This window comes from Klebsiella sp. 2019SCSN059 (genome assembly GCF_021739525.1).
GTDB lineage: Bacteria > Pseudomonadota > Gammaproteobacteria > Enterobacterales > Enterobacteriaceae > Klebsiella > Klebsiella quasipneumoniae.
This window is the reverse complement of sequence record NZ_JAKKOM010000029.1, coordinates 37,213-61,001: the sequence shown is the minus strand read 5'-3', so window position 1 is coordinate 61,001 and position 23,789 is coordinate 37,213. Positions and strand designations below refer to the sequence as shown.

General features: G+C 54.9%; 20 protein-coding genes and 1 pseudogene. 6 read left to right on the top strand and 15 right to left on the bottom strand.

Annotation, left to right across the window (positions count from 1 at the left end):
• Nucleotides 1-32: 32 nt before the first annotated feature.
• The 4 genes and pseudogenes from lspA to L2I46_RS22925 all read right to left on the bottom strand — a co-directional run.
• Nucleotides 33-533: a signal peptidase II gene (lspA, locus tag L2I46_RS22940; protein WP_236948236.1), complete on the bottom strand. Its 501-nt coding sequence runs from the start codon at nt 531-533 to the stop codon at nt 33-35.
• On the bottom strand, nt 533-3,349 hold the full coding sequence (gene ileS / locus L2I46_RS22935; protein WP_032429278.1) for an isoleucine--tRNA ligase: 2,817 nt from the start codon (nt 3,347-3,349) through the stop codon (nt 533-535). Before ileS ends, lspA begins: the two co-directional genes overlap by 1 nt.
• Before the next feature lie 43 nt (nt 3,350-3,392).
• The gene (ribF, locus tag L2I46_RS22930; RefSeq protein ID WP_004204236.1) at nt 3,393-4,331 is read right to left on the bottom strand and encodes a bifunctional riboflavin kinase/FAD synthetase; all 939 of its coding nucleotides are present in this window, start codon (nt 4,329-4,331) and stop codon (nt 3,393-3,395) included.
• 7 nt (nt 4,332-4,338) lie between these two features.
• Nucleotides 4,339-4,544, bottom strand: a pseudogene (locus L2I46_RS22925) (DUF2575 domain-containing protein); the annotation flags it as partial.
• Nucleotides 4,545-4,660: 116 nt separating this feature from the next.
• Between L2I46_RS22925 and rpsT the strand changes: the two are divergent.
• The gene (gene rpsT / locus L2I46_RS22920) at nt 4,661-4,924 is read left to right on the top strand and encodes a 30S ribosomal protein S20 (protein ID WP_002887965.1); all 264 of its coding nucleotides are present in this window, start codon (nt 4,661-4,663) and stop codon (nt 4,922-4,924) included.
• Nucleotides 4,925-5,033: 109 nt separating this feature from the next.
• Here rpsT and nhaR read toward each other — a convergent pair whose 3' ends face one another.
• The 8 genes from nhaR to dnaK all read right to left on the bottom strand — a co-directional run bounded on the left by nhaR (nt 5,034) and on the right by dnaK (nt 15,948).
• Entirely contained in the window at nt 5,034-5,930 is an 897-nt protein-coding gene (gene nhaR / locus L2I46_RS22915; protein ID WP_023291923.1) for a transcriptional activator NhaR, read from the bottom strand.
• 54 nt (nt 5,931-5,984) lie between these two features.
• Nucleotides 5,985-7,160, bottom strand: coding sequence for a Na+/H+ antiporter NhaA (gene nhaA / locus L2I46_RS22910; RefSeq protein ID WP_032429094.1), 1,176 nt, complete (start codon nt 7,158-7,160; stop codon nt 5,985-5,987).
• 171 nt (nt 7,161-7,331) lie between these two features.
• Nucleotides 7,332-8,600: a cytoplasmic protein gene (locus L2I46_RS22905; protein WP_236948235.1), complete on the bottom strand. Its 1,269-nt coding sequence runs from the start codon at nt 8,598-8,600 to the stop codon at nt 7,332-7,334.
• 27 nt (nt 8,601-8,627) lie between these two features.
• Nucleotides 8,628-9,827: an anaerobic sulfatase maturase gene (locus L2I46_RS22900; RefSeq protein ID WP_139828149.1), complete on the bottom strand. Its 1,200-nt coding sequence runs from the start codon at nt 9,825-9,827 to the stop codon at nt 8,628-8,630.
• A gap of 99 nt (nt 9,828-9,926) precedes the next feature.
• Nucleotides 9,927-11,420 carry a sulfatase family protein gene (locus L2I46_RS22895; RefSeq protein WP_032452398.1) on the bottom strand — a complete coding sequence of 498 codons (1,494 nt, stop codon included), beginning with the start codon at nt 11,418-11,420 and terminating at the stop codon, nt 9,927-9,929.
• A gap of 20 nt (nt 11,421-11,440) precedes the next feature.
• A complete protein-coding gene (locus L2I46_RS22890) occupies nt 11,441-12,208 on the bottom strand; it encodes an outer membrane protein OmpK (RefSeq protein ID WP_023291918.1) in 768 nt (255 codons plus the stop codon).
• Nucleotides 12,209-12,810: 602 nt separating this feature from the next.
• Nucleotides 12,811-13,944 (bottom strand): molecular chaperone DnaJ, encoded by a 1,134-nt coding sequence (gene dnaJ, locus L2I46_RS22885; protein ID WP_002887955.1) that lies wholly within the window; start codon nt 13,942-13,944, stop codon nt 12,811-12,813.
• 87 nt (nt 13,945-14,031) lie between these two features.
• Nucleotides 14,032-15,948 carry a molecular chaperone DnaK gene (gene dnaK, locus L2I46_RS22880; protein ID WP_023291917.1) on the bottom strand — a complete coding sequence of 639 codons (1,917 nt, stop codon included), beginning with the start codon at nt 15,946-15,948 and terminating at the stop codon, nt 14,032-14,034.
• Nucleotides 15,949-16,344: 396 nt separating this feature from the next.
• Between dnaK and L2I46_RS22875 the strand changes: the two genes are divergently transcribed.
• From L2I46_RS22875 to satP, 3 genes are all read left to right on the top strand, one after another.
• The gene (locus L2I46_RS22875; RefSeq protein WP_023291916.1) at nt 16,345-16,749 is read left to right on the top strand and encodes a DUF2541 family protein; all 405 of its coding nucleotides are present in this window, start codon (nt 16,345-16,347) and stop codon (nt 16,747-16,749) included.
• Between the two features lie 28 nt (nt 16,750-16,777).
• Nucleotides 16,778-17,527, top strand: a complete 750-nt coding sequence (msyB, locus tag L2I46_RS22870) for an acidic protein MsyB (protein WP_050534023.1) — start codon at nt 16,778-16,780, stop codon at nt 17,525-17,527.
• Between the two features lie 88 nt (nt 17,528-17,615).
• Nucleotides 17,616-18,182: an acetate uptake transporter gene (satP, locus tag L2I46_RS22865; RefSeq protein WP_044525313.1), complete on the top strand. Its 567-nt coding sequence runs from the start codon at nt 17,616-17,618 to the stop codon at nt 18,180-18,182.
• 55 nt (nt 18,183-18,237) lie between these two features.
• Here the strand turns inward: satP and L2I46_RS22860 are convergent, their stop codons facing one another.
• The 3 genes from L2I46_RS22860 to tal form a co-directional block, all read right to left on the bottom strand.
• A complete protein-coding gene (locus L2I46_RS22860; RefSeq protein WP_072421120.1) occupies nt 18,238-19,539 on the bottom strand; it encodes an MFS transporter in 1,302 nt (433 codons plus the stop codon).
• A 119-nt stretch (nt 19,540-19,658) separates the two neighbouring features.
• Entirely contained in the window at nt 19,659-20,246 is a 588-nt protein-coding gene (mog, locus tag L2I46_RS22855; RefSeq protein ID WP_236948234.1) for a molybdopterin adenylyltransferase, read from the bottom strand.
• Between the two features lie 99 nt (nt 20,247-20,345).
• Nucleotides 20,346-21,299: a transaldolase gene (tal, locus tag L2I46_RS22850; RefSeq protein ID WP_004204228.1), complete on the bottom strand. Its 954-nt coding sequence runs from the start codon at nt 21,297-21,299 to the stop codon at nt 20,346-20,348.
• Nucleotides 21,300-21,501: 202 nt separating this feature from the next.
• On the opposite strand from tal, the gene L2I46_RS22845 reads away from it, so the two are divergent.
• Entirely contained in the window at nt 21,502-22,932 is a 1,431-nt protein-coding gene (locus tag L2I46_RS22845; protein WP_023291911.1) for an alanine/glycine:cation symporter family protein, read from the top strand.
• 77 nt (nt 22,933-23,009) lie between these two features.
• On the top strand, nt 23,010-23,783 hold the full coding sequence (gene yaaA, locus L2I46_RS22840; RefSeq protein ID WP_032452393.1) for a peroxide stress protein YaaA: 774 nt from the start codon (nt 23,010-23,012) through the stop codon (nt 23,781-23,783).
• Nucleotides 23,784-23,789 lie beyond the last annotated feature (6 nt).

Genomic DNA, 23,789 nt, shown 5'->3' with positions numbered 1-23,789 from the left:
CGGGCTGGCGTGGCGCCACCCGGCATTAACATTTACGCCTGCTCTTTTGCGGTCGGTTTCGGCAGGAAGCCTTCCAGCACAATCATCGCCGCGCCGATGCAGATAGCGCTATCGGCGAGGTTGAAAGTGGCGAAGTGCCAGTCGCCGACGTAGAAGTCGATCATATCGACCACAAAGCCGTGCCACAGGCGATCGAACAAGTTGCCCAGCGCGCCGCCGATAATCAGGGCGTAGGCAATATTGTTCAGCTTTTGCGTCGCCTTCGAACGGTACATCAGCACCGTCAGCACCACGCAAATGCCGATGGCGATCCCGGAAAAGAACCAGCGCTGCCAGCCGCCGCTGTCGGCGAGGAAGCTAAAGGCCGCGCCATAGTTGCGGGCATAATGCAGATTAAGCGACGGGAACAGCGGCACCGTCTCCCCCAGAGCGAAGTTCTGGAGGATCAGGAATTTGCTGCCCAGATCGATAATCAGCACGGCTACGACCATCCACAGCCAGCGTAGCCCCGTTGAACAGATCGATTTACTCATCAGGCGAATTTACGTTGCTCGCCGTCACCGGCGACGTTGCTCACACAGCGTCCGCAGATTTCCGCGTGTTCCGCCACCTTGCCGATATCGGTGGTGTAATGCCAGCAGCGCGGGCATTTCTCACCTTCAGCTTTGCTCAATGCGACTTTCAGTCCTTTGAGCAGTTCGCTCTGCTGGGCATCAGCAGGCGCGCTCGCATAGTCTGCGACGTTCGCCCCGGAGGTCAACAGGACAAATCGCAATTCATCGCCCAGCGCGTTGAGCTTAGCGGCCAGATCGGCATCAGCATACAGCGTCACCGAGGCTTCCAGCGAGCCGCCGACTTTCTTATCCGCACGCGCCTGTTCAATCACTTTGTTGACTTCGCCACGGACTTTCAGCAGCTCATCCCAGAAGCCGTCATTCATCGCTTCGTTGTCGGCCAGACCGAAGAGACCTTGATACCATTCGCCGGTAAAGACGTATTTCTCACGCTCACCCGGCAGGTAACCCCAGATTTCGTCCGCGGTGAAGGACATGATCGGCGCCATCCAGCGCACCAGCGCTTCCACGATGTGGAACAGCGCGGTCTGGCAACTGCGACGCGCCACGCTGTCCGCCCTGGCGGTGTACTGACGGTCTTTGATGATGTCGAGGTAGAACGAGCCCATCTCAATGGAGCAAAAGCGCATCAGGCGCTGCACCACTTCGTGGAAGTCGTAGGATTCGTAGGCTTTCAGGATATCTTCCTGTGCCGCCTGCGCGCAGCCGACCGCCCAGCGATCCAGCACCACCATCTCTTCCGGTTTGACCATGTCTTTTGCCGGATCGAAACCGTTCAGGTTGGCCAGCAGGAAGCGCGCGGTGTTACGGATACGACGATAGCTGTCCGCGGCGCGTTTGAGGATCTCGTCAGAGACCGCCATTTCGCCAGTGTAGTCGGTGGAAGCCACCCACAGGCGCAGGATATCGGCGCCCAGCTTGTTCATCACGTCCTGCGGGCTAACAGTGTTGCCGATAGACTTGGACATTTTGCGGCCCTGACCATCGACGGTGAAGCCGTGGGTCAGTACCTGACGATATGGCGCTTTGCCTTTCATCGCCGTGGAAATCATCAGAGAGGACATGAACCAGCCGCGATGCTGGTCGGAGCCTTCCAGATACATATCGGCGGCGTGACCGGCGAATTCCGGACGCACGTCAACCACAGAAGAGTGGGTCGACCCGGAGTCAAACCAGACGTCGAGGGTATCCGGCACTTTCTCGTAGCTGTCAGCGTCATCGCCAAGGATGTCGCGGGAATCGAGATCCCACCACGCCTGGATGCCGTCGACTTCAACACGCTTCGCGACTTCTTCCATCAGCTCAAGGGTACGCGGGTGCAGTTCGTGGGTTTCTTTATGCACGAACAGCGACATCGGCACGCCCCAGGTACGCTGACGGGAGATGCACCAGTCAGGACGGTTGGCGACCATCGATTCGATACGCGCCTGGCCCCAGTCCGGGATCCACTGCACGCCTTTGATCTCTTTCAGCGACTGCGCGCGCAGACCTTTCTGATCCATGCTCACGAACCACTGCGGAGTGGCGCGGAAGATGATTGGCGACTTGTGGCGCCAGCAGCACGGATAGCTGTGCTGCATTTTTTCCACATGCAGCAGCGCGCCGCGCTCACGCAGCATCTCAACGATGATATCGTTGGCTTTGAAGACGTTGATACCGTCCAGAGACGGATAGGTGCCTGGCAGATAAGCCCCGTCCGGGCCAACCGGGTTAGCGATTTCCAGACCGTATTTCTGGCTGATCGTGTAGTCGTCCGGACCGTGGCCGCCGGCGGTATGCACCGCACCGGTACCGGCATCCAGCGTCACGTGGTCGCCAAGGATCGCCGGCACGTCGAAATCGAGGAACGGATGCTGGAAACGCATCAGTTCAAGCTCGGCGCCGTTCACCGCCGCCAGGATGGTGTAATCGGCCGCGCCAACGCGCTTCATCACGCTCTCAACGAGGTCTTTCGCCAGGATCAGCGCCTGGCCGTCCACCTGCACCAGCGCATAGTCGAACTCTGGCGACAGGGAGATGGCGCGGTTAGCCGGCAGGGTCCACGGGGTGGTGGTCCAGATAACCAGCGACACCGGGCCGTTGACGTCGGCGACGCCGAATTTCGCCAGCACCGCGGCTTTATCTACCGCGTGGAACGCCACGTCGATGGATGGAGAAGTCTTGTCGTAATACTCCACTTCCGCTTCCGCCAGCGCGGAACGGCAGTCTACGCACCAGTGCACCGGCTTGGCGCCTTTATGCAGGTGACCGTTGCCGATGATTTTACCCAGCGCGCGAATGATGTTGGCTTCGGTTTTGAAGTCCATGGTCAGATACGGATGCGACCAGTCGCCCAGCACGCCGAGACGGATGAAATCTTTACGCTGACCCTCGATCTGCAGAGCGGCATATTCGCGGCACTTGGCGCGGAATTCTGCGGCGGTGAACTTCTCGCCCGGCTTGCCGTATTCCTGCTCTACTTTCAGCTCGATCGGCAGACCGTGGCAGTCCCAGCCCGGAACGTAAGGCGAGTCATAGCCCGTCAGTCCTTTGGACTTAACGATAATGTCTTTCAGAATCTTGTTAACCGAGTGACCAATATGAATACTGCCATTCGCATAAGGAGGGCCATCATGCAGAATGAAGGTTTTTTTGCCTTTTTTGGCTGCACGAATGATGCCGTACAGGTCATCATCGGTCCAACGCGCCAGCATTCCCGGTTCGCGTTTGGCGAGGTCGCCACGCATAGGGAACCCTGTTTCCGGCAAATTCAGGGTCGATTTATAGTCACTCATCAGATTCTCGGTTCCGTATTTCGGTTTGATAAACACCAGTGGCTCAGGCCTGGCTGGTCAGCCCAAATAATTCGCGGGCCGTTAACTCATCACGTGCGATTTGCGCCTTCAGCTCGTCGAGCGACGCAAACCGCTGCTCATTACGTATCTTTTTACGCAGTACTACATTGATATGGCGACCGTAGAGGTCCATTACAACGTCCAACAGATGCACTTCGAGCTGCTGACGCACGCCCGCTACCGTTGGACGGGTGCCAATATTGGCGACGCCGGCGATCGGCTTGTCGCCCAGCCCTGTCACTTCTACCGCATAGACCCCTTTAACCGGGGAAACCTGACGACGCAGCGGTAAATTCGCCGTCGGAAAACCTATGGTACGGCCCAGTTCGTCGCCATGCACGACGCGCCCGGAAATGCTAAACGGATGGCCGAGCAGCGTCTCCGCCAGCAGGAGATCGTCATCGGCCAGCGCCTGACGCACCGCCGTGCTGCTGATCCGCACCCCGCCTTCGCAGAAGGTTTGGGTGCTGGTGACGTCGAAGCCGTATTCCGCCCCCGCCTTTTGTAATAACAAGAAATCCCCCTGGCGACCAGCGCCAAAGCGGAAATCGTCACCGACGGCAAGGAACTGCACGCCCAGGCGGCGCACCAGCAGTTCACTGATAAAATCCTGCGCCGTCAGCGCGGCGAACCGGCGGTCGAAGCGAACGCACAGCACATAGTCAACCCCGCTTTCAGCCAGATAGCTCAGCTTTTCACGCAGGCGGGTCAACCGCGCCGGGGCTTTATCGGCGGCAAAGAGCTCGAGCGGCTGGGGTTCGAAAATCATCACCACCACCGGTAAACCGCGCTGGCGGCCCTCTTCGCGCAAGCGCTGCAGCAGCGCCTGATGCCCACGATGCACGCCGTCAAAATTGCCAATGGTCAGCACGCACCCGTGCGGGGCCTGACTGAGATTATGTATGCCGCGTATCAGCTTCATGTCTGGCTCAAAACAGTGAAAATCGTCCGAGTATACCTTGTACAACTGTCAACGTTAACCAGCGATTGCTCCTCGGCAACGAAAGTTCTCAGGAATTCATTCACTCAGCGCGAGTCAGCGGGAAAACCGCCCGCCCCCGGCGATTTTTATGGTGGAAAAGCTGTATTCGCCTGCAACAAGCTGGTAGAATCTTGCGCCATCACTACGTAATGAAGCGCTGTGGTGTTAAACGGCGCTTATTTGCACAAATCCATTGACAAAAGAAGGCTAAACGGGCATATTCCTCGGCCTTTGAATTGTCCATATAGAACACATTTGGGAGTTGGACCTTGGCTAATATCAAATCAGCTAAGAAGCGCGCCGTTCAGTCTGAAAAGGCTCGCAAGCACAACGCTAGCCGTCGCTCTATGATGCGTACTTTCATCAAGAAAGTATACGCAGCTATCGAAGCTGGCGACAAAGCTGCTGCACAAAAAGCATTTAACGAAATGCAACCGATCGTGGACCGTCAGGCTGCTAAAGGTCTGATCCACAAAAACAAAGCTGCGCGTCATAAGGCTAACCTGACCGCTCAGATCAACAAACTGGCTTAATCGCTGCTTGTTGTCGCTTTGTGAAAAAACCCGCGAAAGCGGGTTTTTTTATGCCTGTCATCTTTCCCGTCCTGGCGCGACCTGAGCCACGCCAGCCCACGCTTTCCGGCTATCTGGGTTCAGTAAACAGCGACGAATAATCGCGATTGCAGATGCGCTGTACCGCCGGATGCTGAATCATCCGTTCGGCGAAAATGGCGTGATACTCCTCCATCACGCTATCCATGCGGCCAATTTCGACAATCGATTCATCATGGTAGAAATCATGCGCGTAGAGCGTCGGCGCGACAAAAATCGCATTATGCGCGGCGCCGAAGGCTTTCATGAGCGCCGCGTCGTCAAACTCGCCGAGGATCTCCACCTTCAGCCCCTGCACGTTAATCCAGTTCAGCAGCTTACGTCCCAGCATCGAGCGTCGACCAGGGATCAGCAGCCGTCGCTCTTCAAGACAGGCCGGGAACGGCTTCATTGGCGCCGGGTTCATGCACCAGAAGCTGACGCTGCACTCGCCAATCTTCACCGAAAACAGCCCTTCCTGCTGCGTCGAGTCGATCGGGCAGTCAGAGATAATCATATCGAGCTTATGCTGGCTCAGCTGCTCCAGCAGCAGCTCATGGGTGGATTCAAAACAGCGCAGATGGATCTGCTCGCTTTCGACAACGGCGGCATCCAGTACGCCGCTGACCAGCCGTTTCGATAGCGCATCGGCCACGCCGACGTCAAACAGCAAATTCGACTCTTTGCGGTAGTTGACGATGTCGAGCATCTCCTGGCTCAGGGTAAACATCCGGTCGGCGTAGCGAAAGACCAGCTCCCCGAGCTCGCTCGGCTCCAGCCCTCTTCCCTTGCGCTTAAATAACTTTCCCTGCAGACGCTCCTCCAGCGCTTTGATCTGCCCGGTAATGGTTTGCGGCGTCAGAAACAGCGCCTCCGCCGCGCCCACGACAGACCCTTCTTTATAGACGTGCCAGAAGTAGTACAGATGGTTGTAGTTGATATGTGACATGCTTCTCTCCCTGATAATGTCCAGGAGAGCCTGGCAGGCCCTCCTGCAGAAAGGTTATACCGCGAGGCGAGTATCCGTTACGCGCTGACGCAGTATGAGGTAGCCGGTAACAGCTGATACCACCGATCCAATTAAGATGCCAAGCTTGGCCCAGTTAATTAACGCGGGATCGACATTGCCGAAGGCCAGCGTGGCAATAAAAATCGACATCGTAAAGCCAATCCCGCACAGAATGCCCACCGCCATAATCTGCCGGCAGGTGGTCCCCTCCGGTAGCGAGGCCCACTTCAGCTTCAGGGCCAGCCAGCAGAACAGGCTGATCCCCAGCGGCTTACCGATAAACAGGCCGGCCATGATACCCAGGGGCAGCAGCGACGTCAGTCCATCAAGCGTAACCCCCCGCAGCGAGACGCCCGCGTTGGCGAAGGCAAACAGCGGCAGGATCATAAACGCCACCCACGGATGCAGGACATGCTCAAGCACTTTAGCCGGTGACTGACCCTGCTTCTCCTGGAGCGGGATCATAAAGCCGACGATGACCCCGGCAAGCGTCGCGTGAACGCCGGACTTCAGCACCGCGGTCCACAGCACCGCACCGACCAGAATATAGATCCCGGTGCGTCGCACGCCGCTCAGATTCAGAACCACCAGCACCGCAATCGCCGCCGCCGCCACGCCCAGCGAGAGCATTGACAGGTCGTGGGTATAAAACAGCGCGATAATCACGATAGCCCCAAGGTCATCAATAATCGCCAGCGCCATCAGGAAAATCTTCAGCGCCGTCGGGACGCGGCTGCCTAACAGCGCCAGCACGCCGAGGGCAAAGGCAATATCCGTCGCCGCCGGGATCGCCCATCCCTCTCTGGCGACAGGATCCTGAGCGTTAAAGGCCAGATAGACCAGCGCCGGGACGATCATCCCGCCGAGCGCGGCAATCACCGGAAAGACCGCCTGACGGCGACTCGCCAGCGAGCCCTGAATCAGCTCGCGTTTGACCTCCAGGCCAATCAGCAAGAAGAACACCGCCATCAGGGCATCATTGATCCATAGCAGCATATTCTTGTTGATCTCCAGCGCCCCCACCCGCAGCTGTACAGGCGTATCAAGGAAGGAGTGATACAGACCGCTGGTCACGCTGGTATTGGCCATGACCATCGCCAGCGCCGCGGCGATGATTAAGACAATGCCGCCGGAAGCATCGCTACTGAAGAATCGTTGCAGATGTTTCACTTTTACTTTCATCCTGTTGGTGAATAACTCGATAAAAGTATAATACACAGACTGATAACTCGAAAAAATCAGATTTAAGTTGCGCTAATGCTCGATTTTTACGAGTTAAAGAGGAGGGATAAGACAATGATAGACTGGGCAGCAAAAGGCCAGGCGTTGACGAAAGCAGAATTAACCGCGCAGATCGTCCCACATTTTCTGTCTTTTATTATATTCATATTTCAGACAATCCAGCGTCACGGTCACGTTCGCCGGAGACAGGCGATTTAGCTGCGGCAAAAAAGGATGCGCGTGTAGGTATTGAATAAATTTCGTCGCGCCATTTAACGTGGCGTGCCGCAGATTGGCCGTTTTTTTATTGCCGGTTAGGTTACAAACCGCCATCGCATAGTCCCGTGTAGAGAAGGTCCGCCAGACATTGTTGCGGTTCCCTCCGCCCATAAACAGGCGCGGCGGGATATCATGCAGCGGCGGCGTCATGCCTCGCTCTCTGACAAATGAGATATGGCATCGTCCCTGTTGAACCTGCTGCAAATTCGCCATCAGGCAGCCACCTAATATAAAACATTCCTGATCGATGTAGTGTTGAATATTGAGGGAACGTGCATCTGTCAGTGTTTTGACTAATTCAAAATGGCGATAAGCCGGCAATACGGGTTTGACCAGCATCCCCGGATCGTTTTTGTATAACGCCGCCGGTCCGTAATCCACATCAAAAAGCGTTGCGCGCCGCATCGTTATCGCTTCTTTCCGTTGCACAAGATGTACCAGCGTACCGGGCGGCAGGCGCTCTTCGTAATAAGAGTGGTATTGATACTCCGCTTCAACGGGCTGGAGTGAATAATTGGTTGTTACGGATATAATCCGACCGGTAGTCTCCTCGGCGGTGACCAGCACATACAGAAAATTGTCACCGCCGTTAAATTTAACCCGAAAAGCGCGGGTGCTGAGGGTAATGTCGAAAGCGGGAAAGGCAAACTCGCGTTCCGCCTGATTTGCCCTGCGGGATAACTTCTGTAATTCACGGCTTAGTCCGGTACTGTCTAACGCAAGGGCGGATCGGATATCCGCCAGCGAAGCCCCATCCTGGATGAGTGCGGCAAGATAATCCTGGCGCGGATCGGTTTTATATCTGACGGGATAAAGAAATGTTTTATGGCACTGCAGGCAGCAGACGCGTGGCTCTCCCTGCGCGGAAAAGCCATACTTTTTTAGTGAGACGCCGCCGCATCCTGGGCAGGATTTTATCAACCCTTTCCATACCCGATTTACCGACTGGCGAAAAAGATTCAGCGATCTTGCCGAAATCACAGGAAAATGAAAACCACATGCCCTGCATAACACATTTTTCCCCTGGTTCTGGTAATCCGGGCTGTTCAACACGCCCAGATTTTTGCAGCCTGGCGTTTTGCAGCTATCGACATTAACCTGAGAAAACATGATTAACTCCCTGTGACGATATGATTTTCAAACAAATATTGATTTTATCTCTGCCGGTGAAAAACCATTCTGATGGAGCGTTTTCATCGCGCTCATAGTCACCGCGCTATGAGAGAAAAACGCTTTATAGCCTGCGCACAAATAGTTGTGGTTTCTCTCGCCCGTCGCGGATTGCAAGAAGCGGTGCTTGGGGCAGCCGCCGTAGCAGGCAAATTGCCACTGACAAGAGCGACACTCCTGCGCCATTGAGTGGCTTTTATCATCACCAAACTGCTGGTTTTGCGCGCTATTATTCATCGCATGTAGCGTTGTATCCTGAATATTTCCCAGCCTGTACTGCGGATAAACAAAATGATCACAGTTATAAACGTCGCCGTTCATCTCCATCGCAAACGCGCTGCCGCAGGTTGGCGCGAATACGCATACCTGGGGAGGCAACCCACACCAGGCGGCAAGCGTCTGTTCAAACATCTGTATGCCTATGTCGCCAATGTCTTCGCGGACCCATACATCAAAAATAGCGTTAAGAAAATGGCCAAACTGTAGCGGATCAACCGACCACGGCATCATTTTTGTTTGCCTGTCCTCAGGGTGCGCCAGCCCAAGGCCGCTCTTTTCGCTGCTTCTTTCCACCAAAGGGATAAATTGCATATAACGGCTGCCGATGCTCTTCAGATAGCGATATACCTGAAGCGGATGGCGCATATTGCTCTGATTAACAACCGTCAGCGTATTAAATTCAACGCCGTGGCGGTTCAGACATTGTATGGCCTGTTCAACTTTCGCATGCGTCGGATTTCCCGAGCGCGTAACGCGCCATTCGTCATGCAAGGCTGCATCACCGTCAATGGAAATACCGACCAGGAATTGATTGGCCCGAAAAAACTCAGACCATTGGTCGTCGATCAAAATGCCGTTCGTCTGGAAGGTATTCACAATCGTTTTTCCCGCAGCATAACGCTGCTGGAGTTCGATCGCCCGGCGATAAAAAGGCAGCCCCATCAACGTCGGTTCTCCGCCCTGCCAGGCAAAAATCACCTCATCAACCTCTTGCGCGGCAATATGTTGTTTAATGAAGCGTTCCAGCATCTCGTCTGACATTCTGTAGTTGCGTTTTCGCTCCGGGTAGAGCTTTTCCTTTTCCAGATAGAAGCAGTACTTACAATCAAGATTGCATACTGAACCTGTCGGTTTAATCATGACCTGACAGCTCTTTCTTCGCATGATCGCTATGTCCATCCCAATAAAAAGAACCTGATTCAGTTTAAACACCGAATCAGGCGGGCATCGCCCTAAGTGGCATACTACGGTTTTATGGTTATTCGGTTAGCCCCAGGTGACCGGCGTCGGCTTATCGCCACGGGCTTTCATTAACGAATCGTTATCGATGTCTGCTTTATACTTCAGGAATTTATCGTACAGTTGTTTCTCAATATCCGGCCGTTTGCCAATCTGATTGAGCGTTTCGTAACGGTCGGTCTTCAGGTTGTAGAGATACTTCGGTTTATTTTCACGATCGATGATCATTTTCCAGTCGCCATCCCTGATCGCCCACTCATCGGTTGGATCGTCCTGGAATGGCATATCAACGCCGAAGATCAACGGCTTATTACGCTCCAGCGGCTTCTGTTCCAGCAGCGGAACCAAAGACTGGCCATCGTACGTGCGATCGTTCGGGAGTGTAAAATCCATCATCTTCGCCAGCGTCGGCATCCAGTCAAGACCGGAAACCGGCGTATCCGTCACCATCCCCTGCGGCAGATGTTTGCCATATTTAATAATCGCCGGAACGCGGATGCCGCCTTCCCACAGATTATCTTTACGGCCACGCAAACCATCGGTCTCACCCGCCAGGTTCAGCTCATACACCTTACGCGCCTCACGCGTTACCGGGCCATTGTCACTGGTGAAAATCACGATGGTGTTGTCTTCTTCGCCCATTGCCTTAATTTTATCCAGCACTTTACCGACCTGAGCATCCATGTAACTGATGTTCGCGTAGTACTCCCCCGTGCCACGCCACGGTTTATCAGCCCAGTCGCCATAAAACAGATCCGGGTGCTGTTTTTGGTACGCACTCATATATTGCGAGTACATATCGAGATACTTCTTCGGCGAAGCCAGCGGGCTGTGCACCTCAGTAAACGCGACATATAAGAAGAACGGCTTATCATCTTTCTTATTATCCAGCCAGTTCACCACTTCAGAGCTGACAAATTCACCGCTCATTTTATCTGCGCGACCAATTCGTTGCCCATTGCGTAGCCATCCTGTCGGATGCACCACCCCGTAGCGAGGACGCTCTTTGGCATTATCCAGCGTGGAATCCGTGACAAATCCCGCCGGGTTCACCAGACTGTAATCAAACCCCATATCTTTTGCCTGGGGTTGATCGGTACGATCTCCACCTGCATTCAGGTGCAGTTTGCCCATCATCGCCGTGTCATAGCCCTGCTGTTTCAACAGATTGGCGATGGTCAGTTCATTACGCCCTAATGCAACATCTTTGCCTTCCGGGATCCATGAGCGAATACCGGTACGAAATGGCATACGACCGGTTAACAGACCCGCACGGGAGGGGGAGCACAGCGGCGCAGGCGCATAATAATCGGTGAATTTCACCCCTTCCTGCGCCAGTTTGTCGATATTCGGGGTTTTGACAATGGGATGTCCATAAGCTGCAAGATCGCCATACCCTAAATCATCAGCCAGAATAATAACCAAATTAGGACGCTTTTCTGTTGCGGCATGTGCTGTTGACAGCGCGCTCCCGGCACATAGCGCCAGCCCAATCATACTGGCAACAACTGTTCTTTTCATTTTAACTCCTTTGACATTTTTTAAAATTCATACCCAACCATATAAATCATTTGATCGCCAAAGCCGTCATAACCTAATTTGTTTTTAAAATAACGCCAGGTTACCGTTGCCTTCCAGCGAGGATAAAATTTCCAGGCCAGCGTTAAACCGCCATTAATGCCATAATCACCGTGTTGCTGTTCCGCGTAGGCGTCATTTCGCTCAAATTCAATTTCATTCCAGTCTGACAGAACAAATTTCTCGTCAAATAGCGTGAAGTTATAAGCTGCCGTCCAGCCCAGCACATACCCGTTCCAGCCGCTTGTTTGCCCATATTTTGGTGAAACATAATCACCCGACTCATTGTGGAGTCCGAGGTAAGGTTTAAAGAATCCCCATTTCCCGGACCATCCCAGATAACCAAGACCATAAAACATGTCCAGATCATCCCCCCACGTATTTTCCCACTGGCCATAAATCTTGCCAAAGAGCGTATAATCAGAGCCAAAAAGGCGAACATGCGTCATCGCTGAAACCGTATGGTTACGCCCCGCGACAGAATGGTTGAGTACATTACTTTCAAAAAAAGAATAGAATTCAGCTTCTTTAAAATTGACGCCAAAATCAGCTGTGGCTTTCCAGACCTCACCACGACCTACATCGACAAAGCCGCTGTTCCAGTCAGCATAACCTGCATTAATCGATCCAAAAGAATATTGGTAGTCCAAAGATGCTTGTACGGAGTGACTAAAGCCCAAGGATGCTGCAAGTATCGTACAAGCCAATAGCGTATTTTTTATCCGAGGCATTGAAAGTATTTCCCAAAGTTATAATTCGTCCATAGCCATACACTACTTTTCTGCGGCGCTTATTGTTAGCGAAACACACCGTCAAAATAGTGATGAAAATCTCATATCAAAAGGGACGATGGGTATTATCAGGCATGTGTCAAAATATGTTGTTTTAGTGAGGGTAAGTTATTATTTATAAATATCCGGCACGATCATAACGCACTTGTCTGTTACCTATTTTTGTCATAACTGGCGCGCAAGGACGTTATTCATTTGAGCGACGTCCGACAATACCCATTTGGGCAACCACAGATGAAACGTTCGGGCTTTATCCTGGATGATTAAGACATAATGCCCCAGCAACATCGAAATGACCAGACCATCAATTATTCATGTTAAAAATAATAAAGCCCTATTGAGATTAACTGCACATATATTAAATGCATGTAGGTTATGTCATAAGGGAAAAATAAATCAATGGGAAGAACGCTGTTAATACTCCTGATTCAATAAAATAAAGATTCTGAATCAAAGAGTTAAATTAATGGATGCATCAAGAAGAAATAAAAAAGCCTGGGATTTCTCAATCTCAGGCTTTTTATCAGCAATGACGGAAATGATTAACGAGTCAAATCATCAAAAAACTTCTTCACACCGTCAAAGAAGCTTTTCGAACGCGGGCTGTTGTTTTCCCCGGTCGGGCCGCCGAAGCTTTCCTGCAGCTCTTTCAGCAGCTGCTTCTGCTTCTCGTTCAGCCCCACCGGCGTCTCCACCACCACCCGGCACAGCAGATCGCCCTGCGCGCCGCCGCGAACGGATTTCACGCCTTTCCCACGCATGCGGAACAGCTTGCCGGTCTGGGTTTCACCCGGAATTTTCAGGTTGACGCGACCGTCGAGCGTCGGGACCTCAATCTCACCGCCCAGCGCAGCCATAGTGAAGTTGATCGGCACTTCGCAGTACAGGTTATTACCTTCACGCTCAAAGATAGCGTGCTGCTTCACCTGAACCTGAACGTACAGATCCCCTGCCGGTGCGCCATGCTCGCCGGCTTCGCCTTCGCCCGCCAGACGGATCCGGTCGCCGGTATCCACGCCCGCCGGGATTTTAACCGACAGGGTTTTGGTCTTCTCAACGCGGCCGTGACCATGACATTTATTGCACGGATCTTTAATCAGCGTACCGCGTCCCTGACAGTGCGGACAGGTCTGCTGTACCGCAAAGAAGCCCTGACGCATCTGTACCTGGCCCGCGCCATGACAGGTCGGACAGGTCTGCGGTTTGCTGCCTGCTTTGGCGCCGCTGCCGTGGCAGACGTCGCACTCTTCCAGCGTCGGAATACGGATCTCTTTGGTGACGCCACGAACCGCTTCTTCCAGCGTCAGCTCCATGTTGTAACGGAGATCGGCGCCGCGCGCCGCGCGCTGCCGGCCACGTCCGCCGCCAAAGATATCGCCGAAAACATCGCCAAAGATATCGCTGAAGTCCGCACCGCCGCCAAAACCGCCGCCGCCGCCCATGCCGCCCTGCTCAAAGGCCGCATGGCCGTACTGATCGTAGGCCGCACGCTTCTGGGCATCAGTCAGGATTTCATACGCTTCTTTGATTTCTTTAAATTTGGCTTCGGCCTCTTTATCACCCTGGTTGCGGTCCGGGTGATACTTCATGGCCAGGCGCTTATAAGCCTTTTTGATTTCACGCTCTTCCGCTGTTTTGGAGACGCCTAAAATCTCGTAGTAATCTTGCTTTGCCATCGGTGTTTTTCAGCCCCTTAACATGCGTGCACGGGCGGAGAGGAAACCTCTTCGCCCGTGCCAGTGTTTTACCCGTTCAAAGGGCGATTATTTTTTATCTTTCACTTCTTCGAACTCAGCGTCGACAACATCGTCGTCTTTCGCGTTGCTCGCCTGAGCGTCAGCGGAACCCGCCTGCTGCTGCGCATGCTGCTGCTGGGCGATTTCCATCAGCTTCTGGGAAACCTGCGCCAGCGCCTGCATTTTCGCTTCGATGTCCGCTTTGTCTTCACCTTTCAGCGAAGTTTCCAGCGCAGTCAGCGCAGACTCGATGGCAGTTTTGTCGTCAGCCGGCAGTTTATCGCCTGCTTCTTCAACCTGCTTGCGAGTGCTGTGCAGCAGATGGTCGCCCTGGTTACGGGTCTGTACCAGCTCTTCGAACTTACGGTCAGATTCGGCGTTAGCTTCCGCTTCGCGAACCATTTTCTGAATTTCTTCTTCATTCAGACCGGAAGACGCTTTGATGGTGATCTTCTGCTCTTTACCGCTGTTTTTGTCTTTCGCGGAGACGTGCAGGATACCGTCAGCATCGATGTCAAAGGTCACTTCGATCTGCGGCATGCCACGCGGCGCCGGGTTAATGCCATCCAGGTTGAACTGACCCAGAGATTTGTTATCAGACGCGCGTTTACGCTCACCCTGCAGCACATGGATGGTAACCGCGGACTGGTTGTCTTCAGCGGTAGAGAACACCTGGCTGTGCTTGGTCGGGATAGTGGTGTTTTTGCTGATCAGCGCAGTCATCACGCCGCCCATGGTTTCGATACCCAGCGACAGCGGGGTCACGTCGAGCAGCAGAACGTCTTTCACATCACCGGTCAGTACACCGCCCTGAACGGCAGCACCGATCGCCACGGCTTCGTCCGGGTTAACGTCTTTACGCGGTTCTTTACCAAAGAACTCGGCCACTTTCTTCTGCACCATCGGCATACGAGTCTGACCACCAACGAGGATGACGTCGTTGATATCGGAAACGGACAGACCGGCATCCTGCAGGGCCACTTTCAGCGGCTCGATGGAACGGTTAACCAGGTCTTCTACCAGGCTTTCCAGTTTCGCACGCGTCACTTTGATGTTCATGTGTTTCGGACCGGTCGCGTCTGCCGTGATGTACGGCAGGTTAACGTCGGTCTGCTGAGCAGAAGACAGTTCAATCTTCGCTTTCTCAGCGGCTTCTTTCAGGCGCTGCATCGCCAGCGGGTCGTTGCGCAGGTCAATGCCCTGATCTTTCTTAAATTCATCAACGAGGTAGTTGATCAGACGGGTATCGAAGTCTTCGCCGCCCAGGTGGGTATCACCGTTGGTCGCCAGTACTTCGAAGGTTTTTTCGCCATCAACTTCGTCGATTTCGATAATAGAGATATCGAAAGTACCACCACCGAGGTCGTAAACCGCGATCGTGCGGTTGCCCACTTCTTTATCCAGACCGTACGCCAGCGCGGCCGCGGTCGGTTCGTTGATGATACGTTTGACTTCCAGACCGGCGATACGGCCAGCATCTTTGGTTGCCTGACGCTGCGCATCGTTGAAGTAAGCCGGTACGGTGATAACCGCTTCAGTTACCGGTTCACCCAGGTAATCTTCAGCCGTTTTCTTCATTTTTTTCAGCACTTCAGCAGAGATCTGCGGCGGTGCAGTTTTGGTGCCCTTCACATCCAGCCATGCGTCGCCATTGTCTGCGGCAACAATTTTGTATGGCATGATAGAAACGTCACGCTGAACTTCTTCGTCCTGGAAGCGGCGGCCAATCAGGCGTTTAATCGCAAACAGGGTGTTTTGCGGGTTTGTCACTGCCTGACGTTTAGCCGGCTGACCAACCAGAGTTTCACCATCCTGGGTATAGGCAATGATAGAAGGCGTGGTGCGATCGCCTTCGGCGTTCTCCAGCACGCGTGCAGTAGTGCCATCCATAATCGCTACACAAGAGTTGGTAGTACCCAGGTCGATACCAATAATTTTACCCATCTAAACGTCTCCACTAAAAATTCGATCAACATGTGGTTGTGAACCTGTAATAAGGGCGAAACGTGCGGTTTCAACTGCCCAGACATCATTTTTTTTCAGGTTCTTCACTGCGGTTGACTACAAGATGGGGTCGCCCACCCCGGCATCAAGGGGCAAGCAGAAAAATTTTTTGTCGGAGGCCAGCCGACGCCCTCGCCCGCTGCCGTCGATGGCTTAGCAAACGATGTTGTCGGGCGGCAAAAAAGATGGCGAAACACCCATACAAGTAACGAATAAAAAAACCGAATATATTCATAATATCATTGACATAAAACGCAATACTTGTGCGCTAAAAGCCCCGTTTTCGCAGTGATAAGATCCCCGCCCTCGCACTTTACTTATTCAGGGGACAGATTAATGAAATCACTATTCCGGCTATCAGCCGGGCTTATCCTTAGCGTGTCAGTTATCACCTCGGCGGCCGCCAACGACCATAAGATCCTCGGCGTGATAGCCATGCCGCGCAATGAGACCAACGATCTGACGCTGAAGCTCCCCGTCTGCCGGGTGGTCAAACGTATTCAGCTCAGCGCCGAACGCGGCGATATTCAGCTCTCCGGAGCAACGGTCTACTTTAAGGCCAGCCACGGCGCCAGCCACACCCTGAACGTGCCCGCCGGGATCAAAGAGGGCCACACCACCGGCTGGATCTCCCTCAACAGCGATAACGACAACAAGCGCTGTGTGAAAAAAATCGCCTTCTCCGGCCACACGGTCAACTCCTCAGATATGGCCTCACTGAAAATTATCGGCGACGACTAACGTCGTCCCCTGCCCGAGAGAAAACGTTATGCATATTAACTATCTGGATGATGACGATCTCGCCTTTCTGCCTGAGTGCAGCGAGGCGCATCTGGAAGCGTTTACCCGTATTCTGACCCACGGGGAAAATGGCAAACCCCGTCTCTCCAGTACGCTTCTGCGCAACGAGACCTTTCTGTCTATGGAGGGCCACCCGGAGCGCTATCGCCGCAACTGGCAGTTGATCGCCGGCGAGCTACAGCATTTCGGCGGCGACAGCATCGCCAATACGCTGCGCCGCCATGGCAAATTTTATCGCGCCATCCTGCTGGATGTGTGTAAAAGGCTAAAGGCGAAGGTCGATAAACAGATGACGACGCCGCAGATCGAGCAACAGTTGTTGACGCATTTTCTGCAGCACAGCTGGAATAAGCTGGATGAGGAACAAAAAACGCAGTTTCTCGCCGCGGTGGAGTGCCGGAGTCATGAGCTGGAAAGCCTGCTGCCCCATCTGTTGAGGCGCCGCAAGCTGAGTGAAGGCGTTGCCCTGCTACTGGATGAGCGGTTAACCGCCATCCTGCGCACGCACGCCGCCGTGAGCGTCATCGGCCATGGCCTGGTACGCGGCGCCGGGCTGGGGGGGCCGCTTGGCGCCGCGCTGAACAGCGTGAAAGCGGTAAGCGGCAGCGCTTATCGGGTCACCATCCCCGCGGTTCTGCATATTGCCTGTTTACGACAAATGCTCCACTCGTCGTCGGGCACAACTGAAATTGGTGAAAAATACCCCGCCAGATCATAGACAGCCTTTCCGCGCCTCATTATTATGCCGCGCCCCGCCGCCAAGTCGCGGGGTAATGCTTCCCTTTTAATGATAATTTTGAGGAATTATGGGCAACACTAAGTTGGCTAATCCGGCACCGCTGGGCCTTATGGGCTTCGGCATGACCACTATTCTGCTTAACCTGGCGAATAGCGGCCTGTTCGCATTCGATGTAGCTATCCTGGCGATGGGCATTTTTTACGGCGGCATTGCGCAAATTTTTGCCGGCCTGCTGGAATACAAAAAAGGCAATACCTTTGGCTTGACCGCTTTTACCTCCTACGGCAGCTTCTGGCTGACGCTGGTTGCTATTCTCCTGATGCCGAAAATGGGCCTGGCTGATGCGCCGAACGCGCACTTCCTCGGCATGTATCTCGGCCTGTGGGGTATTTTTACGTTGTTCATGTTCTTCGGTACGCTGAAAGCCGCACGCATGCTGCAGTTCGTGTTCCTGAGCCTGACGGTGCTGTTTGCGCTGCTGGCGATTGGTCATCTGCTGGATAACGAAGGCATCGTGAAAGTTGCTGGCTGGGTCGGCCTGGTTTGCGGCGCCAGCGCCATTTACCTGGCGATGGGCGAAGTGCTGAACGAGCAGTTCGGCCGCACCGTGCTGCCGATCGGCGAACCGCGTTAATCTTCCGCCGCCGCCCTGTGACAGGGCGGCGGCTGGTCATCATCGGCAAACCTGCTTAGCGCTGCAGCTCCCCTTCCGGCAACCTCGCCGCCGTCAGCCCCTGACGCAGCCAGATACCTAATCCCAGCCCCATCAGCGACAAGGCCAGCACATACCAGGCCGGGGCCATCGGCGACACCCCCATCAGCATCGTGACGGCAATTGGCGTCAGGCCGCCAAAAATCGCGTACGACAGATTGTAGGAAAAGGAGATGCCGGTGAAGCGCACTTCCGCCGGGAAGGCCCGCACCATAACATAAGGCACCGCCCCCACCACGCCCACACAGAGTCCCACCGTGCCGTAGAGCAGAAACAGCCGCTGCGGGCTGGTGCCAGACAGGTGGTAAAACGCCCAGCTGGCAACCGCCAGCAGCAGGCTGCCGACGATAAAGGTGCGGCTGGCGCCGAAGCGGTCCGCCGCCAGCCCGGCGAGCAGACAGCCGATGCACAACATAATCGTGGCAATGCTGTTGGCCTGCAGGGTTATCGCCGGGGCGAAGCCATAGTGTTTCTGCAGCCAGACCGGCGACATCAGGATCACCACCACCACGCCTGCCGACAGCAGCCAGGTCAGCAGCATAGAGACCGCCACCGCCTTCTGGTGCTTGAGGACGACCGCTTTTACCGGCAGCTCCTGCGCCAGCGCTTTGCGCTGCTGCATCTCAAGAAAAATCGGCGTCTCCTGCAGCCAGCGGCGCAGATACATCGCCACCAGACCAAATACGCCTCCCAGCAGGAAGGGGATCCGCCAGCCGCCGTCGTGGATCCCCTGCGGCGTCAGGCTGGTGTTGATAAGCGTCGCTACCACCGATCCCAGCAGGATGCCTACGGTCAGGCCGGCCGTCAGCGTGCCGCAGGCGATACCAATGCGTTTTTCCGGAACATGCTCGGCGACAAACACCCAGGCGCCAGGCACCTCGCCGCCGATCGCCGCCCCCTGCAGAATACGCATCAGCAGCAACAGCAGCGGCGCGACGATGCCCACCGAGCTGTAGGTCGGCAACAGACCAATCGCCAGGGTCGGCAGCGCCATCAGCAGGATGCTGAGGGTAAACATTTTCTTGCGGCCAACCAGATCGCCAAAATGGGCCATGATGATCCCCCCCAGCGGACGCGCCAGGTAACCGGCGGCGAAAATGCCAAAGGTCTGTACCTGGCGAAGCCATTCCGGAATATCCGCGGGGAAGAAGAGCTCGCCGACGACGGCGGCGAAGAAAACGAAGATGATAAAGTCATAAAACTCCAGCGCGCCGCCAAGGGCGGCCAGCGTCAGCGTTTTATAATCCTGGCGGTTGAGCGGTCGGTTTGCATATGACATAACGCGATTTCATCCTGAAGCGTGCAGCGTATTTTATAGTGTGTAAAGTAAACAGCACTATATCGTAAATAAAACGGCACACCATCAGCGATGCATGTTATGTCACAAATGCATCAAATTCAGGATAAAGTTTCGCGTCGGGCACCTTTTGGACGAAATGCTTCTACCACACGGCCATCGGTTTCCACATAAGGCCCCTCCAGCAACTGTACACAATAAGGTACACTTGCGAAAATACCGTGCACCAGCACGTTGCCGTCAGCATCTTTCACCCCTTCCAGGGTCTCCTGAATCGCTTTCGGTTGTCCGGGAAGATTGAGGATCAGCGCCTGCTTGCGGATCACCCCGACCTGCCGGGAAAGGATCGCCGTCGGCACAAAGTGTAGGCTAACCTGGCGCATTTGCTCGCCGAAGCCCGGCATCTCGCGATCGGCAATCGCCAGCGTGGCGTCGGGCGTCACATCGCGACGCGCCGGGCCGGTGCCGCCGGTGGTCAGCACCAGATGGCACCCCATCTCGTCAACCAGTTCGCACAGCGTTTGCTCAATAATGACCTGCTCATCCGGGATCAGGCGAGTCTGCAGTTCAAAAGGGGTGGTAAGGGCACGCGCCAGCCACTCTTCCAGTGCCGGGATGCCTTTGTCCTGATAGACGCCGCTGGAGGCGCGATCGGAAATGGAAACTAAGCCGATTCGTAAGGTATTCATGGTTATTCCGTTCAAACTGTGGCGTTAAACGAAATGATACACTGCTGCTGGCGGGACAGACAGTGTAATGTGGCCGACGGGCGTCGGCCACCTGCGGGATTACAGCAGTTCGCCGATCATTTTTTCCAGTTTTTCCTGGTCGATCGCAAACTTACGGATACCTTCCGCCAGTTTGTCTACCGCCATCGGATCCTGGTTATGCTGCCACAGGAACTCAGATTCGGTAATACGCTCCGGACGCGCTTTCACTTCACCGGTATACACCAGTTTACGCTCAACGGCGCCTTCGCTTTCGGACAGCTCTTTCAGCAGCGCCGGGGCGATGGTCAGGCGGTCACAGCCAGCCAGTTCCAGAATTTCGCCAACGTTACGGAAGCTGGCGCCCATCACCACGGTTTCATAACCGTGCTGCTTGTAGTACTCGTAGATTTCGCTGACGGAAACCACGCCCGGATCTTCTGCCGGCGCGTACTCTTTCTTATCGGTGTTGGCTTTGTACCAGTCGAGGATACGGCCAACGAACGGCGAAATCAGGAAGACGCCCGCTTCGGCGCAAGCGCGAGCCTGAGCGAAGGAGAACAGCAGCGTCAGGTTGCAGTTGATGCCCTCTTTTTCCAGCTGTTCAGCGGCGCGAATGCCCTGCCAGGTGGAAGCCAGCTTGATCAGAATACGATCGTTGCTGATGCCCGCGTCGTTATACAGCTTGATGATGCGCTTGGCTTTAGCGATAGACGCTTCGGTGTCATAGGAGAGACGCGCATCCACTTCGGTGGAGATACGGCCCGGGATCAGTTTCAGAATTTCGAGACCGATGTTCACCGCCAGCTTGTCGGAAGCATCGAGGATCTGCTGCGCGCGATCGCTGCTCTGGCTACGAGCCCAGGCCACAGCGTCGTCAATCAGCTTACGGTACTCAGGGATCTGAGCCGCGCCGAGGATCAGGGAAGGGTTGGTGGTGGCATCCTGAGGCTGATACAGCTTCATTGCCGCAATATCTCCGGTGTCAGCGACGACAGTGGTGTACTGACGCAGAGAAGTTAATTTATCCGTCATGATATATTTCTCTTAAACAGCAGTTAAGGGGATGTAACCGGTCTGCCCAGATGATAACACGCTGCCGGGTCAGCGCAACCGCCGACGAGAGAAGAGCGCAGAGTGTGATAAACTATGCAGATTAATTTGCTGAAAGCGCAAGGATTGTCACTTAATTGGTAACGCTTACACTGGCGTGCCGGCATGGACAAGAGGATGTTTAATGCCTGATTTTCTCTCATTTATCAATGAAATACTTTGGGGCTCAGTGATGATTTATCTGCTGCTGGGCGCCGGTATCTGGTTTAGCTGGCAAACCCGGGGTATTCAGTTCCGTTACGTGCGCAAATTTGGCCGCAGCCTGAAAAAAAGCCTGCACCCGCAGCCGGGCGGTTTAACCTCCTTTCAGGCGCTCTGTACCAGCCTTGCTGCGCGAGTCGGCAGCGGCAATCTTGCCGGCGTCACGCTGGCTATCGCCGCCGGCGGGCCCGGCGCCGTATTCTGGATGTGGGTCTCCGCCCTGCTCGGCATGGCCAGCAGCTTCGCCGAATGTTCCCTTGCCCAGCTGTATAAAGAGCGCGATAGCCGCGGGCAGTTTCGCGGTGGTCCGGCCTGGTATATGGCGCGCGGGCTCGGCATGCGCTGGATGGGCGTTCTGTTTTCGATCCTCCTGCTGCTGGCCTATGGCTTTATCTTCAATACCGTACAGGCTAACTCCGTGGCCCATGCCCTGCGCTATGCGTTCGATCTGCCGGCGGCAGTCAGCGGCGGCGTGCTGGCCGTTGTCGTTCTGCTGGCCATCCGCCGTGGTTTACGCGGCGTGGCGCGCCTGATGCAGTGGATCGTCCCCATCATGGCGCTGCTGTGGATCGCCACCAGCCTGGTTATCGGCCTGTGGCATATCACCGCCCTGCCGACGATTTTCGCCACCATCTTTCGCTGCGCCTTCGGCTGGCAGGAAGCCGCCGCCGGCGCGGTGGGCTACACCATCAGCCAGGCGCTGACCAGCGGCTTTCAGCGCGGCATGTTCTCCAATGAAGCAGGAATGGGCTCTTCGCCTAACGCCGCCGCAGCAGCCGCCTCCTGGCCGCCGCACCCGGCGGCGCAGGGTATCGTGCAGATGATTGGCGTGTTTATTGATACCATCGTCATCTGTACCGCCAGCGCGATTATCGTCATGCTGGCGCCTCACCCCGACAATGAGTATACGCTCAACGGCATCCAGGCCCTGCAGCACGCGATGAGCATGCTGGTCGGGGGCTGGGGGGCGGGTTTTATCGCTTTCATCGTGCTGCTGTTCGCCTTTAGCTCTATCGTCGCCAACTACCTGTACGCGGAAAATAATCTGGTCTTTCTGCGTCTGGATAAGCCGCGCTATATCTGGGCGCTGCGGATACTTACCGTCCTGATGGTGCTGCTGGGAACCCTGGTTAGCCTGCCGGTCGTCTGGCAGAGCGCGGATATCATTATGGCGCTGATGGCGATGACCAACCTGACGGCCATCCTGCTGCTCTCCCCGACGGTGCGGATTATCGCCAGTGATTATCTGCGTCAGCGCCAGCTGGGCATTCAGCCCACTTTCGATGCGTCGCGCTATCCTGAGATTCACCAACAGCTGGCCCCGGGCGCGTGGAATGAACTGCCGCGCGAATAGCGCGGCAATCGCAGCTATCGATCCCACCATGCACTTTTTTTGTTAAAATTCGTCGAAATTACCTGCAAGGACTGGATATGCTGATTCTGATTTCACCTGCTAAAACGCTCGATTATCAAAGCCCGCTGGCAACGACTCGCTATACCCAGCCCGAACTCCTCGAGTATTCTCAACAGCTTATCAGCATCGCCCGTCAGCTGACCGCGCCGCAAATCGGCAAGCTGATGAGCATCAGCGACAAGCTGGCGGATCTGAACGCCACCCGTTTCCACGACTGGCACCCTGACTTTACGCCGCAAAATGCCCGCCAGGCGATCCTCGCCTTTAAGGGCGATGTCTACACCGGCCTGCAGGCAGAGACGCTCACGGAGGACGACTTTGACTTCGCCCAGCGACACCTGCGCATGCTCTCCGGCCTGTATGGCGTGCTGCGTCCGCTGGACCTGATGCAGCCCTACCGCCTGGAGATGGGGATCCGTCTGGAAAACCCCCGCGGCAAAGATCTGTACCAGTTCTGGGGCGAGACCATTACCGAGAAGCTGAATCAGGCGCTGCAGGCTCAGGGCGACGATATCGTCATCAACCTGGCTTCCGATGAATATTTTAAATCGGTGAAAACGCAAAAATTGCAGGGCCAGCTGATCAAGCCGGTATTCCTCGATGAGAAGAACGGCAAATTCAAAGTGATCAGCTTCTATGCCAAGAAGGCCCGTGGCCTGATGAGTCGCTACATTATTGAAAACCGCTTAACCCAGCCGGAACAGCTGAAATCCTTTAATAGCGAAGGCTATTTCTTTGATGCGGAGGCGTCGGAGAAAGGCGAACTGGTGTTTAAACGCCACGAGCAGTAAGTAAAC